The 15,237-nt window shown below is 73.6% G+C and carries 14 protein-coding genes; 4 read left to right on the forward strand and 10 right to left on the reverse strand.

Annotated elements, in window-relative coordinates; genetic code table 11:
• Positions 1–39 precede the first annotated feature (39 nt).
• The gene (locus OG373_RS26825; RefSeq protein WP_397728578.1) at positions 40–435 is read left to right on the forward strand and encodes a nuclear transport factor 2 family protein; all 396 of its coding nucleotides are present in this window, start codon (positions 40–42) and stop codon (positions 433–435) included.
• Between the two features lie 34 nt (positions 436–469).
• Here the strand turns inward: OG373_RS26825 and OG373_RS26830 are convergent, their stop codons facing one another.
• Both OG373_RS26830 and OG373_RS26835 read right to left on the reverse strand, forming a co-directional pair.
• Entirely contained in the window at positions 470–814 is a 345-nt protein-coding gene (locus OG373_RS26830) for an antibiotic biosynthesis monooxygenase family protein (protein WP_405440820.1), read from the reverse strand.
• Positions 815–968: 154 nt separating this feature from the next.
• The gene (locus tag OG373_RS26835) at positions 969–1,172 is read right to left on the reverse strand and encodes an antitoxin (protein ID WP_405440821.1); all 204 of its coding nucleotides are present in this window, start codon (positions 1,170–1,172) and stop codon (positions 969–971) included.
• A 344-nt stretch (positions 1,173–1,516) separates the two neighbouring features.
• On the opposite strand from OG373_RS26835, the gene OG373_RS26840 reads away from it, so the two are divergent.
• Positions 1,517–3,559 (forward strand): bifunctional glycosyltransferase 87/phosphatase PAP2 family protein, encoded by a 2,043-nt coding sequence (locus tag OG373_RS26840; protein WP_405440822.1) that lies wholly within the window; start codon positions 1,517–1,519, stop codon positions 3,557–3,559.
• A 59-nt stretch (positions 3,560–3,618) separates the two neighbouring features.
• Here OG373_RS26840 and OG373_RS26845 read toward each other — a convergent pair whose 3' ends face one another.
• The gene (locus OG373_RS26845) at positions 3,619–4,560 is read right to left on the reverse strand and encodes a GlxA family transcriptional regulator (protein ID WP_405440823.1); all 942 of its coding nucleotides are present in this window, start codon (positions 4,558–4,560) and stop codon (positions 3,619–3,621) included.
• Between the two features lie 108 nt (positions 4,561–4,668).
• Here OG373_RS26845 and OG373_RS26850 point away from each other — a divergent pair, with 108 nt between their 5' ends.
• Positions 4,669–5,289, forward strand: coding sequence for a PaaI family thioesterase (locus OG373_RS26850; RefSeq protein WP_405440824.1), 621 nt, complete (start codon positions 4,669–4,671; stop codon positions 5,287–5,289).
• A 327-nt stretch (positions 5,290–5,616) separates the two neighbouring features.
• Here the strand turns inward: OG373_RS26850 and OG373_RS26855 are convergent, their stop codons facing one another.
• A complete protein-coding gene (locus OG373_RS26855; RefSeq protein ID WP_405440825.1) occupies positions 5,617–6,861 on the reverse strand; it encodes a cytochrome P450 in 1,245 nt (414 codons plus the stop codon).
• Between the two features lie 241 nt (positions 6,862–7,102).
• Here OG373_RS26855 and OG373_RS26860 point away from each other — a divergent pair, with 241 nt between their 5' ends.
• On the forward strand, positions 7,103–8,272 hold the full coding sequence (locus OG373_RS26860) for a steroid 3-ketoacyl-CoA thiolase (RefSeq protein WP_030390693.1): 1,170 nt from the start codon (positions 7,103–7,105) through the stop codon (positions 8,270–8,272).
• A gap of 141 nt (positions 8,273–8,413) precedes the next feature.
• On the opposite strand, the gene OG373_RS26865 is transcribed toward OG373_RS26860, so the two are convergent.
• The 6 genes from OG373_RS26865 to OG373_RS26890 form a co-directional block, all read right to left on the reverse strand.
• Positions 8,414–8,818: a transglycosylase SLT domain-containing protein gene (locus tag OG373_RS26865; RefSeq protein ID WP_405440826.1), complete on the reverse strand. Its 405-nt coding sequence runs from the start codon at positions 8,816–8,818 to the stop codon at positions 8,414–8,416.
• Between the two features lie 300 nt (positions 8,819–9,118).
• The gene (locus tag OG373_RS26870) at positions 9,119–10,033 is read right to left on the reverse strand and encodes an ECF transporter S component (protein WP_405440828.1); all 915 of its coding nucleotides are present in this window, start codon (positions 10,031–10,033) and stop codon (positions 9,119–9,121) included.
• Positions 10,030–11,805 carry an ABC transporter ATP-binding protein gene (locus OG373_RS26875; RefSeq protein WP_405440829.1) on the reverse strand — a complete coding sequence of 592 codons (1,776 nt, stop codon included), beginning with the start codon at positions 11,803–11,805 and terminating at the stop codon, positions 10,030–10,032. The genes OG373_RS26870 and OG373_RS26875 overlap by 4 nt, the downstream gene beginning before the upstream one ends.
• Positions 11,802–12,962: an energy-coupling factor transporter transmembrane component T gene (locus OG373_RS26880; RefSeq protein WP_405440831.1), complete on the reverse strand. Its 1,161-nt coding sequence runs from the start codon at positions 12,960–12,962 to the stop codon at positions 11,802–11,804. The genes OG373_RS26875 and OG373_RS26880 overlap by 4 nt, the downstream gene beginning before the upstream one ends.
• A 305-nt stretch (positions 12,963–13,267) precedes the next feature.
• The gene (locus OG373_RS26885) at positions 13,268–13,933 is read right to left on the reverse strand and encodes an SCO2322 family protein (protein WP_405440832.1); all 666 of its coding nucleotides are present in this window, start codon (positions 13,931–13,933) and stop codon (positions 13,268–13,270) included.
• Positions 13,933–15,186 carry a prenyltransferase/squalene oxidase repeat-containing protein gene (locus OG373_RS26890; RefSeq protein ID WP_405440833.1) on the reverse strand — a complete coding sequence of 418 codons (1,254 nt, stop codon included), beginning with the start codon at positions 15,184–15,186 and terminating at the stop codon, positions 13,933–13,935. The genes OG373_RS26885 and OG373_RS26890 overlap by 1 nt, the downstream gene beginning before the upstream one ends.
• Between the last annotated feature and the right edge of the window lie 51 nt (positions 15,187–15,237).

The following is a 15,237-nucleotide window of genomic DNA, read 5'->3' on the forward strand; positions in this document are numbered from 1 at the left end:
AAAGGACATTCCCCTGTGTACCCGGAGGGTGGGAACGCCATGTCAGAGCACCCCGACTGTGCCCTGGTCCGCCGCGGCTACGAGGCCTTCGGCAAGGGCGACATGGAGACGATGAGCACGCTGCTGACGGCCGACGTCATCCACCACGTGCCGGGCAGCAACCCGCTGTCCGGGCACCACAAGGGGCGGGAGAACGTCCTCGACCTCTTCCGCCGCCTTTCCGAGGAGACGAACGGGACCTTCCAGGTGCACCTGGAATCGGTGCTGGCGGACGGGCGGGGCCACGTGATGAGTTTCCACACGGCGCGCGGCGACCGCGGTGACCGCGGGATCGAGATCCGTCAGGGACTCTTCTTCACGATCATCGGAGGCAAGATCACCGACATCGACCAGTGCACCGCGGACATCGACGAGGAAGACGTCTTCTGGAGCTGAGCCGGCCACGGGCCGGCCCCGCCCTGTGGCCGGCTCAGGCCTTCTTCGGCGCCGCCTGCTGCACGACCTCGAACGACCACACCGTCGAGGCGGACGCCGCCGGCTTCGGCCGCTCGCCGCCACCGCCCTGACCGCCCTGGCCGCCGCCCTGGTGAGCGGCCTTCATCGGCCCCTCCATCCACGCCTGGAAATCCTCCTCCGAACGCCAGCGCGTGTAGACCAGGTACTGGTCGGTGCCCTCCACCGGGCGCAGCAGCTCGAACCACTCGAAGCCGTCCGAGCTCTCCACCGCCCCGGCGCGGGAGGCGAAGCGCTGCTCCAGCACCTCCCGCTGCTCGGTGGGAACCGTCAGCACGTTGATCTTTACAACACTCGGCACGTGGCACCTCTCATGAAACGCAACCCGGGCTGTGCGCCCGGCCTCGACGACGTGCGTGCAGTCTCCTACATCCGCTACGTCCCCGCGGGCGCGCAGGAGTCCCGGCGGTCACTCGGACCGCCGGGACCCGGCCACGGGGTCACTGCCCAGGTGGTCACTGCTGGGGCGGACGCCCCTCCCCGGAGGTGGGCGGCTGGTTGCCGATCTGTTCGTTCAGCTTCTGCTGCGCCGTGTCGACCTGGCTCTGGTACTTGTCGCCGGTCTTGGCGTCGAAGGCGTCTCCGGCCTTCTCGACGCCTTGGCGGGCCTGGTCAGGGTGTCCCTTGATCAGGTCTTTGAGCTTGTCAAACATGGACATGAGCCGTCCCTCTCCACGGAATGCGTGTCACTTTTCAGCTTCGCCAGGAAGCGCGGTGTCCGCACCCTGAGCAGCCCTGAGCAGCCCTGAGCACCCCTGCGCTCCCCCCGAGTACCCCGCAGCCGCCGGATCGCTTCCCCGGCGGGCGATCGGCGGCACGGTGCCCGTCCGGGCGCACGCAGGTCAGAGCCCCATCTGCCCTGCGCCGACGCACCGGTTGATCTTCCCGATGTCCGTGAGGGCCGTCCGGGGTATCCCGCGGGAGATATCGTCTTGCGGGTAATGGAGCGCGGCAGCCAGGCAAAGTCAGGGTTGCGGTCAACAGGGCGGGAGGCCGGCGAGGCGTGGCTAACGCGGCAGAGCACAGCGGTGCGAACGGACATGCCGGAGTCATAGGCGACAACAGCAGGCTCGGGGCGGCACGCCTCCTCCTGTGGGCGCTGGCGGGCGCTCTCGCCGTCAGACAGGCCGCCGCCGTGCTGCGCGTGCCACCGGGGGAGTGGCTGAGCGGCTTCCACCTTCCCGGCAGCCTGCCCGGATCGGTCTACGACACCGGCCAGTTCTCCGGCACGCCCTTCGCCGGGTTGGTCCTCAAGCCGCTGGTCGGCCTCGACGCCCCGTCGCTGGAGGTCGCCTGGACCTGCGTGACGCTGCTGTGCGTCGCCGCCATCGGGCTCGTCGCCGCGCGCGGCCTGCCCGACCCGGTGCCGCGGCGCACCGCGCTGCTCGCCGCGCCCGCGCTCACCGCCCTGATGATGGTCTCGATTCCCGTCCGCGAGGCCGCATCGCCCGGCCGGACCGCCGTCCTGCCCGTCCTGCTCGTGCTGCTGGCCGTCTTCCGCGTGCCCGGCGACCGGCCCGCGGGCTTCCTCGTCGGCCTCGCCGCCGCGCTCCAGCCGGCACTGCTGCTCTTCGCCCCGCTGCTGTGGCTGACCGGACGCCGCCCCGCCGCGCACACCGCCGCCGTGACCTTCGCCGGAGCCACCGCGCTGTCCTGGGCGGCCATGCCGCGCGACTCCTGGACGTACTGGGTCCAGCACCTGGCCGGTACCGGCCTCGGCGGCGCCCCCGACGGCCTCGCCAACCAGTCCGTGCACGGCGCGCTGCTGCGTCTCGGCCTGACCGGACCGCTCGAGATCCTGCTCTACGCCGCCCTCGCGGGCGCCATCGTCTGGTTCGGCCTGCGCCGCGCGGTCCGCTACGCCCGCGACGGCCAGCTGCTGCTCGCCGTCGCCGTCACCGGCTGCGTGGCCGTCGCCGTGTCCCCGGCCGGCTGGCGCCACCAGTTGCTGTGGGTGCTGCTTGCCGTCGCGGGCAAGGTGGGCAAGCGGGCCGCCGACCGCCCCGTGTGGCCGGTGGCCGTGGTCCTCGCCATGACCCTGCCGAGCACGGTGCTGCTGCCGAACCTGGCCGCCCTGGCCCCCGTACGCGACAACGTGCTGCTGCTCACCGCCGTGGCCGCAGCCTGCGCGGTACCGTTTCTGCCGCGCTCCTCGCCGTACTGGCGCGAGCCCGTACCCACCGACTACGGGCGGCCGGCGGCGGCCCGCTGGGCGCGGGTGCCGCTGCTGCCGTTCTGGCGGCGCGTGCTGTCCCGCCCGAACCTGCTGCTGGAACTCCTGCTGATACGGGTGGGCTACTCGCTCTACTCGCACATCCGGGCCGCCGCGCCCACCAGCCGCAGCCTCGCCGAGGGCAACGGCAGCCAGATCCACGGGATCGAGAAGGCGCTCGGCATCGACATCGAGCACGCCGTGAACCACGCCGTGGTGGGCACGCCCTGGCTGGAGGCGTTCTTCAACTTCTACTACACCTCCTTCCACTTCGTGGTCCCGCTGACGATCCTGGCGGTCCTGTACTGGCGCCGTCCCGGCGACTACCGCTGGGCCCGCGCCTCCCTGGGCCTGGCCACCGTCCTCGCTCTCGTCGGCTTCTGGCTCTACCCGCTGGCGCCGCCGCGCCTGATGCCCGGACTCGACTTCATCGACACCGTGCACGGGCCGCAGGACTTGGCCAACCCCTCGTACGGGGCCATGACCGCGATCTCCAACCAGTACGCGGCGATGCCCTCGCTGCACTTCGGCTGGTCGCTGTGGTGCGGGATCGTGATCGTGGTGCTGGCGCCCAAGGGCTGGCAGAAGCTGCTCGGCGCGCTGCACCCGCTGATCACGGTGTGCGCGATCGTGGCCACCGCCAACCACTGGGTGCTGGACGCGGTGGGCGGCGCCGTCGTCGTGACCGCCGGCTTCGGGCTCGTGTACGTGTTGTCCGGGCCGCGGGGGCTCCAGGTGGACCTCCCTGCGCAGCGCACGGCCGGCGGGGACCGGACGACGGCCGCCCCGGCCGGGACCGGCGCCGCCGAACCCGTCGCAGGGGCGCGTTCGTAGCGGCGGAGGCCATACCGGCACGGACGGGGCGGGCGGGGCGGGCCGGCCGCCCCGCCGCTTCAGCCCTGGCCGCGCCGTCTGCGCAGCAGGGTGCGCAGCGGTCCCGGGCTTTCGTACCCGACTCGCCGGGCGACCGCCGTCAGCGGCAGGTCCGTGGTGCGCAGCAGGTGCTCGGCCTGCTCCACCCGTAGGTCCTGCACCAGCCCGACCGGTGTGCGGCCGAGCGTACGGGCGACCGCGCGCTGCAGGGTGCGCTCGCTGACGCCGAGCTCGCGCGCCGCGTCCGCGATCGGCGCGGGCTCCGCGAGCCGGGTCCGCGCCCACTCCTCGAAGGCGGCGACCAGCGGATCGTGGCGGGCCAGGGCGCTGGGGATGGCGTACGCCGCCTGGGACGCCCGGTCGTCGACGACGAGGTAGCGCCGGACCAGATCCGCGAGGGCCGGACTGCGCGCTCCGACGAGGGACAGGGCCAGGTCGAGGTGGCCGAAGGCGGCGCCCGCCGTCGTGACCCCGTCGGAGCTGACGACCATCCGGGTCTCCTCGACGGCGACCCGGCGGTAGCGGTCCCGGAAGAGCGGGGCCAGCCACCAACTGGTCGTCGCCCGCAGCCCGTCCAGCACGCCGGCCTCGGCCAGCAGGAAGGTGCCGGTGCAGGCGGTGGCCAGTGGGGTGCCGCGTTCGCGGGCCTCGGCCACGATCCGGCGGGCCGGACGCAACCCGCCCGATGCCACGGCCTCGACCAGGAGGTCCGGGCGGCGCTCCATCAGCGCGGGCACCACCAGCAGGTCCGCGTCCTCGGCGACGCCCGCCGGTTCGGTGTCGATGCGGTGGCCGAGCCCGGTGCGGACCCGGCGCCGCACGCCGACCGTACGGATGTCGTAGGCGGGCGGTGGGGTCCCGGCCACCTGGCGGCGCAGCGCGTGCGCCGTGTGCAGCACGTCGAGGACGGCGGATATGCCCGAGTCGAAGACCCCGTCGAGGGCCAGAACGGCGACTTTCACCGCTCCACGGTAGCGCTGACCCGCCTCGAACGGGGTGTCGGAAACCATGCGGAAGCTGCCGGATCCGACACTCGCGGCCGGCCCCGGGCCGCGCCTAGGGTCGTTGCCATGACCACGTATGAGACCGGCGCCGCCGAGACCGGCGCCGCCGAGACCGGCGCCGCCGAGACCGGCGCCGCCGAGACCGGCGCCGCCGAGACCGGCGCCGCCGAGACCGGCGCCGCCGAGACCGGCGCCGCGCTCCGCAGTCGTACGCACACCTGGCAGCAGCGGCCGGAGATGACCCCGGAGATCCTCGGCATGAGCGGGCTGGAGATCCTGCAGGCGAGCATGAAGGGCGAACTGCCGGGTGCGTCGATGATGAGCACCCTGGGCTTCCGGCTCACCGACGCCTCGGAGGGGGTCGCCGTTTTCGAGGGGGAACCGGGCGACCACCTGCTCAACCCGATGGGGACGGTGCACGGCGGCTTCCTGGCCACCCTGCTCGACTCGGCCCTCGGCTCGGCGGTGATGACCCGGCTTCCGGCGGGCACGAGCTACACCACGGTGCAGCTCGGGGTGCACATGATCCGGCCGGTGATGGCGGACACGCCCACGCTGCGCTGCGAAGGGACGGCGCTGCACGTGGGGCGGAGCACGGCCACCGCGGAGGCGCGGGTCGTGGGCACGCACGACGGGAAGCTGTATGCCCATGGCACGACGACGTGTGTGGTGCTGCGGATGGGGTGAGCGGCGGGGCGGTCGCGCTGCGCTGCGCGGGCCGAAGGGGCGCCGGGGCGTGGATAGCCTGCCCCGGCGCCCCTTCGGCTGGATCGCCGCTGCTTGTCAGGATCGCCCCGTTCGGGGTGGGCCGCCACTCGGACGGGTGCGGCGCCGTTGCCGGGGCGCCGCCCCGGACCCCGCGCCTCAAACGCCGGCGAGGCTGAAAGAATCGGGGCGCCGACCCGGACCCCGCGCCTCAAACGCCGGCGAGGCTGAAGGAGCGCCTCAAGCGCCGGCGGGGCTGGGTGGGGCCTCGGCGAGGCTGGGTGGGGCGTCGGCGGGGTCGGTGGGGTGTCAGGGGTGGGTTACGCGGAGTTCCTTGATGCCGTTGAGCCAGGCCGCGCGGAGGCGGCGAGGGGGCTGCGTGGTCAGGCGGAGGTCGGGGAGGGTGTCGGCCAGGGCATTGAAGATCAGGTCGATCTCCATGACCGCCAGGGACTTGCCCAGGCAGAAGTGCGGGCCGCCGCCGCCGAAGCCCAGGTGGGGGTTGGGGTCGCGGGTGATGTCGAAGACGTCCGGGTCCGTGAAGACCTCGGGGTCGTGATTGGCGGAGGAGTAGAACATCCCCACCCGGTCGCCCGCCTTGATCTTCTGGCCGCCCAGTTCGGTGTCCTGGGTCGCGGTGCGCTGGAAGGACACCACCGGGGTGGCCCAGCGCACGATCTCCTCCGCGGCCGTCGACGGCCGGGTCGCCTTGTAGAGCTCCCACTGTTCGGGGTGGGTGAGGAAGGCGTGCATGCCGTGGCTGATGGCGTTGCGCGTGGTCTCGTTGCCCGCGACCGCCAGCAGCAGCACGAAGAAGCCGAACTCGTCGGAGCCGAGGTTGCCCTGGCCCTCGGCGGCCACCAGCTGGGTGACGATGTCCTTGGCCGGACATTCCTTGCGCTGGGCGGAGAGGTTCATCGCGTAACCGATGAGCTCCATCGCGGCGTTGGAGCCGACCTCCTCGGTGATCGCGTACTCCGGGTCGTCGTAGGCGATCATCTTGTTCGACCAGTCGAAGATCTTGGTGCGGTCCTTCTGCGGTACGCCGATCAGTTCGGCGATGGCCTGCAGCGGGAGCTCGCACGCCACCTGCGTGACGAAGTCGAAGCTGCCGTCGGCCGCCGTGGCCGCGGCCTCCTCGACGATCTTCCGGGCGCGGTCCCGCAGGGCCTCCTCCAGGCCGCGGATGGCCCGCGGGGTGAAGCCCCGCTGCACGATCTGGCGTACGCGCGTGTGTTCCGGCGGATCCATGTTCAACATGATCAGGCGCTGGGCATCTATCGCATCACGCGCGATGTGCTCGTTGAAGCGGATGATCGCGGTGTTGGTCGTCGAGGAGAACAGTTCCGGGTGCGTGGAGACGTACTTGACGTCCGCGTGCCGGGTCACGGCCCAGTAGCCCTCGTCGTCGAAGCCGGTGATGCCCCGCCGCTGCGGGCACCACCACACGGGTGCGGTCTGCCGCAGCTGCGCGAACTCCGGGAAGGGGACGCGGCTTTGGAGCAGGTCTGGATCGGTGGCGTCGAAGCCTTCGGGCAGTGCGGGGCAGGACATCGGGCAACTCCAAAGTCTGACGGACCATCAGAAGTTGGCTTGAAGGTAGTAACGAGTTCCAGAAGTGACAAGGGTCGTGGCGCCAACTGTTGCGTGTGGAATCCGTGCAGGGCGCGTGCAAGACCCTTGCGTGCCGGGCCTCGGGTCATAAGACTGCGGGGAGAACTAGAACGCGTACTAGTTCGGGGCGGGGCGCCGGGACGGCCCGCCGTGCTGACGCAGTGCAGGAGAGGACGAGCTCATGGCCGCGGAACCCGTCATTGTCGAAGCCGTACGCACCCCCATCGGTAAGCGCGGGGGCGCTCTCGCCAACCTCCATCCCGCCTACCTGCTCGGTGAGACCTACCGCGAACTGCTGGCCCGTACCGGAATCCAGCCCGACTGCGTCGAGCAGATCGTCGGCGGCACCGTGACGCACGCCGGCGAGCAGTCGATGAACCCCGCCCGCAACGCCTGGCTCGCCATGGGACTCCCGTACGAGACCGCCGCGACGACCGTGGACTGTCAGTGCGGAAGCTCGCAGCAGGCCAACCACATGGTCGCCAACATGATCTCCGGCGGGGTGATGGACATCGGCATCGCCTGCGGCGTCGAGGCGATGAGCCGCGTGCCGCTGGGTTCGGGATCCAAGCACGGTCCGGGCAAGCCCTTCCCGGACGAGTGGAACGTCGACCTCCCCAACCAGTTCGAGGCCGCCGAGCGGATCGCCCGCCACCGCGGCCTGTCCCGCGAGGACGTCGACCGGCTCGGGCTCCTCTCCCAGGAGCGCGCCGCCGCGGCGTGGGCCGAGGAGCGGTTCAAGCGCGAGACGTTCGCCGTGCAGGTGCCGACGACCGAGGAGGAGCAGGCCGCCGGACAGGGCATGTGGCGCCTGGTCGACCGGGACGAGGGCCTGCGCGACACGAGCATGGAGGCGCTGGCCCGGCTCAAGCCGGTCATGCCCACCGCCGTGCACACCGCCGGGAACTCCTCGCAGATATCCGACGGAGCCGCCGCCGTGATGTGGGCCTCGCGCAAGATGGCGCGCGCCCTCAAGCTCAAGCCGCGCGCCCGGATCGTCGCCCAGACGCTCGTCGGCGCCGACCCCCACTACCACCTGGACGGGCCGATCGACGCGACCCGGGCCGTGCTCGGCAAGGCCGGGATGTCGCTGCGCGACATCGACCTCGTCGAGATCAACGAGGCCTTCGCCTCCGTCGTCCTGTCCTGGGCGCAGGTCTTCGACCAGGACCTGGAGAAGGTCAACGTCAATGGCGGGGGCATCGCGCTCGGCCACCCCGTCGGCGCCACCGGCGCCCGGCTGATCACCACGGCGCTCCACGAACTGGAGCGCCGTGACAAGGAGTTCGCGCTGATCACCATGTGCGCGGGAGGCGCGCTGGCGACCGGCACGATCATCCAGCGCCTGTGAGGCGCCCCTGAGTCCCGTGGGATGGGATGCAGAAGGCCCCGGTGGCCGGACCTGGGGAGGCCGGCCGCCGGGGCCTTCGTATGTCTTGGTGCTGCGCGCCGTGCACTGCGTGCTGCGTGCTGCCTACCGTGTGCCGGTGGCTCAGTACCAGTGGTTGGCGGACCAGAAGTTCCAGGCGCCGACCGGGCTGCCGTAGCGGTCGTTCATGTAGTCCAGGCCCCACTTGATCTGGGTGGCGGGGTTGGTCTTCCAGTCGGCACCGGCGGAGGCCATCTTCGAGGCCGGCAGGGCCTGGGCCAGGCCGTACGCGCCGGAGGAGGCGTTGGTCGCGGTGTAGTCCCAGCCGCTCTCGTGCGAGATGATCTTGTCGAAGGCGGCGAACTGGGCCGGGTCCTTGATCATCTGCTGGGCGATCGCCTTGGCGCTCGTCGGGGCGGCCTGCGCGGGAACCGCGGCCAGCATGGAGCCGGCGATGCCCAGGGCGAGGACGGAACCGGCGAGGGTCTTCTTCGAGGCGGCGATGCGGCGGATGACGGGGTTGGGCACGGATTGACCTTCCGAAGGGGGCAAGGGCGGTCGCACGGCATGTCGAGGACATGCGTGAGCCACTCACGCAAAGGAGAGGGGTTCGCGGGCGGCGGGTGAAGTACCCGTGCCGCCCGGCGACTCATCCAGTTCTACAGACGCCCCGGCGGCCTGGCAAAGCTCCCGCTTACTAGCGGTCCTCGCAGCTGGGGGTCGGCCGCTCCCGGCGAACCCGCGGAGGGGGTGGGGTCCGGGCCTACTAGCCGGGGTCGTATGTGACGTGGGTCCTATGGGGCGGGTCACCGGGGGAGGGCCCGGATGTCACCCTCCGCAGTCGCCCGTATCTGTATTTGTGTGTGCGTTTGTCTGCCTTTGAGGGGCCGGTTCGTGCGCGGTCTCGACCCCCGGATCGAAGGAGACGGGGGCGTCGAAGGCAGCTTTGCGGGTCGCCCGGCGCAGCGCCTTCAGCAGGGTCGCCCCGAGCGTGAGTGTCAGGACGACCGTCAGCACGGCCCGGCCCAGGTCCCAGCCCACCGACGTCGCCAGGCAGTAGGCGACGAACCGCGCCAGATTCGCGGCCACCGGCTCCCCCGGGCGGAAGGAGATGCCCTGCCCCATGCCCTGCAGGATCACCCAGCCCTGCAGATTCATGACCGTGCCGTACGCGAACGAGCCCACGAAGCCGTACGCCGCCAGCATCAGCAGCTCCGCCCGCCCCCGGATCCGCTCAGGGCCCGGCAGCAGCCCCGCCCCCAGCGCGAACCAGCCCATGGCCAGCATCTGGAACGGCATCCACGGCCCGACCCCGCCCGTCAGCAGGGCGGAGGCGAACATCGTCACCGAGCCCAGGACGAAACCGAAGCCGGGGCCGAGCACCCGCCCGCTGAGCACCAGCAGGAAGAACATCGGCTCCAGCCCGGCCGTGCCCGCGCCCAGCGGTCTCAGCGCCGCCCCGACGGCGGCCAGTACACCGAGCATCGCCACCGCCTTGGCGTCCATGCCGTTGTCGGCGATGGTCGCCACGACGACCGCCACCAGGAGCGGGAGGAGCGCGGCGAAGAGCCAGGGGGCGTCCTGGGAGTGGGCGAGGCCCGACTGCCGGTCGGCGAGCAGCGGCCAGCCGAAGGCCGCGATGCCGATGAGGGTGACGAGGACCAGGGCGATGGCGGCGCGGGGGCCGACGCGGACGGGGCGCGCGGTGCCGGCGGGGCGGGAGGAGCGAGCGGGGCGGGTCATCGGGCTTCCGCCGCCTTGAGGGCCTCGGCGACCTGGGCCACGGTGAGCCAGTGGCCCGGCGCCAGGACCTTCGCCACCTGCGGCGCGAAGGCGGGGGAGGAGACGACGACCTCGGCGGTCGGACCGTCCGCGACGACCTCGCCGCCGGCCAGGATCACCACGCGGTGGGCCAGCTCGGCGGCGAGCTCCACGTCATGGGTGGCCAGGACGATGGCGTGGCCCTCGGCGGCCAGGCCGCGCAGGATCTCGATCAGGCGGACCTTGGCGGCGTAGTCCAGGCCGCGGGTCGGCTCGTCGAGGAGCAGCAGGGCCGGGCGGCCGGTGAGGACCAGCGACAGGGCGAGGGCCAGGCGCTGGCCCTCGGAGAGATCGCGCGGGTGGATGTCGTCGGGGACATCCGGAAGCAGCGCGGAGACGAGAGCGCGGCAGGTGCCGGGGGCCGCGGCGGCGTCGGAGTCGGCGGCGGCGCACTCGGCGGCGACCGTGTCGGCGTAGAGGAGGTCGCGGGGTTCCTGAGGGACGAGGCCGACGCGGCGCACCATCTCGGGCGGGGGCGTGCGGTGGGGGGTGCGGCCGCCGACGGTCACCTCGCCGGTGGTGGGGGTGACCGTACCGACGAGGGTGGAGAGCAGGGTGGACTTGCCGGCGCCGTTGCGGCCCATGAGGGCGATGGTCTCGCCGGGGGAGACGGTGAGGGTGACTTCGTGCAGGGCCTGAACGCGGCCGCGGCGGACGGAGAGGTCGCGGACCTCGGCGGGGGCCGTGCGGGTGGCTGCGGCGGGGGTCGGCCTGCCGCGGCGGAGCAGGCGCGCGAGGAGCCCGGGGGCTTCGGCAACGGGGGCTCCGCCCCCGGACCCCCGCGCCTCAAACGCCGGCGAGGCTGGATTTGCCTCGAGCGTCGGCGGGGCCGGATCTGCCGGGCGCGCCGGTGTGGCTGGATCTGCCGGGCCGGCCGCAGCGGACAGTCGGGCCACCAGCGGAGCGGATCGGCGGCGGGCGTCGCGGACCGAGAGGGGGAGCGGGGACCAGCCTGCGAGACGGCCCAGGGAGACCACCGGCGGGTGGACCGGGGAGACGGCCATGATCTCCGCCGGGCCGCCGATGACCGGGGCCGCGCCCGGCGACGGCAGGAGCAGGACACGGTCGGCGTACTGGACGACCCGCTCCAGGCGGTGCTCCGCCATCAGCACGGTCGTCCCCAGGTCGTGGACCAGGCGCTGGAGGACCGCGAGGACATCCTCCGCCGCCGCCGGGTCGAGCGCGGACGTCGGCTCGTCCAGCACCAGCACCTTCGGGTGCGGGGTGAGGACCGAGCCGATGGCGACCCGCTGCTGCTGGCCGCCGGACAGTGTGGCGATCGGCCGGTCGCGCAGCTCGTTCAGGCCCAGCAGGTCCAGGGTCTCCTCCACCCGGCGGCGCATCACCGCAGGTGGCAGGCCCAGGGACTCCATGCCGTAGGCGAGCTCGTCCTCCACCGTGTCCGTCACGAAGTGCGCGAGCGGGTCCTGGCCGACCGTGCCCACCACGTCCGCGAGTTCGCGCGGCTTGTGGGTGCGCGTGTCGCGGCCGGCAACCGTGACCCGGCCGCGCAGAGTGCCGCCCGTGAAGTGCGGGACCAGGCCGGAGACCGTCCCCAGCAGGGTGGACTTGCCGACGCCCGACGGGCCGACCAGCAGCGTCAGCTCCCCCTCGGGGATCTCCAGGTCGACGTCCCGCAGGGACGGGCCGGCCGCGCCCTCGTAGGTGACCGACACCTGCTCGAAGCGGATCACTGCGACGCCTCCTTGGGCGGTACGGGTGCCACGAAGGCGGGCAGCAGGCCGATCAGGATCGCGGCCGCCGGCCACAGCGGGAGCGTGGGGGCCGCCAGCGGGACCACGCCCGGGTGCAGGGCGGCCGGGTCGACGGAGCCGGCGTGGATCAGCAGGGCGGCGACGGCCGCGCCCGAACCGGCGACCAGCCAGGCGCGCGGACCCCAGCGGTCCGGCCGGTAGCGGGTGCGCACCGACCGGCGGCCGCCCAGGCGCAGGCCCGCGACGGCCAGGGCGGCGCCGATGCCGAGCAAGGGCAGCCCGTACGCGGCGCCCTGCGCGGCGAGCAGGCCGTACGTGCCCGCGCACATGCCGAGGAGGCCGCCGAGGGTGAGGGCGTTGGTGGTGTGCCGGACGGCGGGCGGGACCTCGGCCGTGCGGCCGTAGCCACGCGCGTCCATCGACGCGGCGATGGCGACGGAGCGTTCCAGGGCGCCCTCCAGGACCGGCAGGCCGATCTGGAGGATCGCCTTCACCCCGCCGGTGGGGCGGCCGCGCAGCCTGCGGGCGGTCCGCAGGCGGACGACGTCGGCGACCATGTTCGGCGCGAAGGTCATGGCGACGACGACGGCGACCCCGGCCTCGTACAGGGCGGCCGGGAGGGACTTCAGCAGCCGCGCCGGATTGGCCAGGGCGTTCGCGGCGCCGACGCACACCAGGAGGGTGGCCAGCTTCAGGCCGTCGTAGAAGGCGAAGACGAGCTGCTCGGCGGTGACCCGGCCGCCGAAGCGGATGCCCTGGGCCCAGGCCGGGAGCGGGATCTCCGGGAGGGTGAACAGCAGGTGGGAGCCGGGGATGGGGGAGCCGAGGAGCATGGAGAAGAGCAGGCGCAGGCCGATGACGAAGAAGCCGAGCTTGAGGAAGGCGCCGTAGGAACGGGCCCAGGGTGCGTCGGTGCGGCGCGCCGCGACCACGTACCCGGCGACGCCGATGATCAGCCCGAGGAGGAGCGGGTTGGTGGTGCGGGAGGCGGCGGTGGCGAGGCCGAGGGCCCACAGCCACCAGGCCCCCGCGTGCAGGGCGGTGGCCCGGCCGGCCTGCGGGGGCTTCCACCTTTCGTACGTCGACCGGCGCGGGGCGGCCTGCGCCGCGGCCGGACTCCGGCGGGCCGGTGTCACGTCGCCGGGTGCGGCTCCGGTGGGGGCGGGCCGCCGTGGCCGGGGGCGGGCACCGCCGGGAGGGGGCGCCGGGTGCGGCACGTCCTGCGTCGTGGCGGCCGGATTCCGGCGGGGCGCGGCCTTTGCGCCGCCGCGTGCCGGTTCGCGGGCAGCCCGCCGGGCGTCGCCGTCCGCCGGGACCACGACGTCCGGGACCACGACGTCCCGGATTGCGCCGTCGGGCGAGGCTCCGCCGGCCGGCGGACGGGCGTCGCCGTCCGCCGGCGGGGTCGGCCCGGATCCGGGCCGGGGATCGACCGGGGGAGTCATCGCGTGCGGCGGCGGGATTGCCAGATGCCGGCGGCGGCCAGGACGGCCACCGCGGCGATGCCGGCCAGCAGGCCCGCCGACGGGCCGCCGCCCGACTCCGCCGCGGAGGACCGCGCCGGAGCGGAGGGTCCGGGCGCTGCCGCGCCGTCCGCGACCTGGTCGCCGCAACCCTGCTTCGGGTAGCCGGAGATCGCGCACAGCAGCGCCGCGCTGTTGTAGCGCAGCGGCTTGGCGACCGAGGCCAGCGCCTCGGCCGTCGTGGCGTCCGGAGCCACCTGCGCGCAGGCCGTGCGCGCGGCGGCCTCGGGCGGGGTGTCGCCCGCCGGGGCGTCGGCCGGGACGCCGAAGTCGATGACGAGCGCCACCCGCTTGCGGCCCTCCGCCGGGGCGGTGGCCCCGCAGACGGCCTCGAAGTCGGCCGCCGTGCGCGGCTGGGCCGCCTGCGCCGCCGCGTCCTTGCTCACCGAGAAGCGGAAGCCCTGGACGGCGCCGTCCGCCGGGCGGGCCATCGACGGGCCCTGCGTGGCGTACGACCACTGGCCGCCCGCCGCGCCGTCCCAGAACGACCAGTAGCGGTAGCCGGCCGCCAGCGCCGGAGTGGCGGCCAGCAGGGCCAGGGCGATCCCGAGAGCGAGGGCCACGGCGGGCAGGCGGCGGCGCATCAGGACTGGTTCTTCTTCCGGCGGCCGCTCAGCAGGATGCCGATGCCGATACCGGCCGCGGCGCCCGCACCGACGATCCACCAGACGTTCTGGCCGCCGGAGGGCTTGTCCTTCTCGCTGTCCACCGAGGTCGCTTCGGTGTCCGCGCCCTGCGGGGCCGGGCCGGTCGCGTTCAGCGCGGCGACCAGGTCGGTGCCACCGAAGGACTTCGGGTCGGTGCCGGTGGCGTGCGCGGCCAGCACCAGCGTGCCCAGGGCGGCCGGGCTGCCCTTCGCCCACTCGGCGGAGTTGGCCTTCAGCCACTCCAGCGCGCCCGCGGCCGACTCCTTGTGCCCGGCGGCGGCCAGGGCCAGTACGGCGTCGGCGGTGTTGCCGGTGTCCGGGGTGGGCTGGTCCGCGCCCGGGGTGACGGCCGTGAGGTGGCCGTCCTTCTTGAGGGCCTCGGCCAGGTAACCGGCCGCGCCCTGGGCGGCGGCCACCGGGTCGGCGGCGTTCGCGGCCGGGCAGGCCAGCGGGGCGGCGGGGGTGTTCTCGGCGGCGGGGACGACGGCCGCGCCCTTGCCGAGGCCGGCCAGGGCCGCGGCGGCCGTGGCGTCGGCGTTGGCGACGAGCTTGCCGTCGGCCGGCTGGTAGGCGAAGGCGCCGCGGTCGGCGGCCGGCTCGGCGGTGCAGCCCAGCTGGAAGGGGAGCAGGCCGTCGTACGCGGACTTGCCCGCCTTGGACTTGACCTCGGCCGGCTTCTCGCCCGCCACGGCCAGCGCGCTGATCACCACGGCGGTGGAGTTGGCGTCGCTGGGGGAGCCGGGGACGTAGCTCCAGCCGCCGTCCTCGTTCTGGACGGACTTCAGCCAGTCCACGCTCTTCCTGACGGCCGGGTCCTGGCCGCCGAGGGCCTGCATCGCCTGCACGGCCGCCGCGGTGGCGTTCGTGTCGTACATCGTCTGCGCATCGCACGCCAGAGCGGCGTTCGGGCGGAAGGAGGCGAAGCCGCCGTTGTCGCACTGCTGGGCGGCCAGCCAGACCACGGCCTTGACGGAGGGCTTGACGCCGACCGTGTGCTGGGCGAGCAGCGCGAAGGACTGCCGCCACACGCCGTCGTAGGTGGGGTCGTTCTTGCCGTAGAGACCGGCGGGGACGACCGGCGGCGCGGAGGGGGAGGCGGGCGGCGCGGTGTCGGCGAGGGCTGCGGGGGCGGCGCCCACGCAGAGCACGGCGGAGGCGGCGAGCACGGCTGCGCTGCGGCGGACGTTCATGGGGAGCGGGTGCCTCTCGTACGGGGAAACCGGCAGCAGGCACGCACAGGC

This window comes from Streptomyces avidinii (assembly GCF_045161815.1).
GTDB lineage: Bacteria > Actinomycetota > Actinomycetes > Streptomycetales > Streptomycetaceae > Streptomyces > Streptomyces avidinii.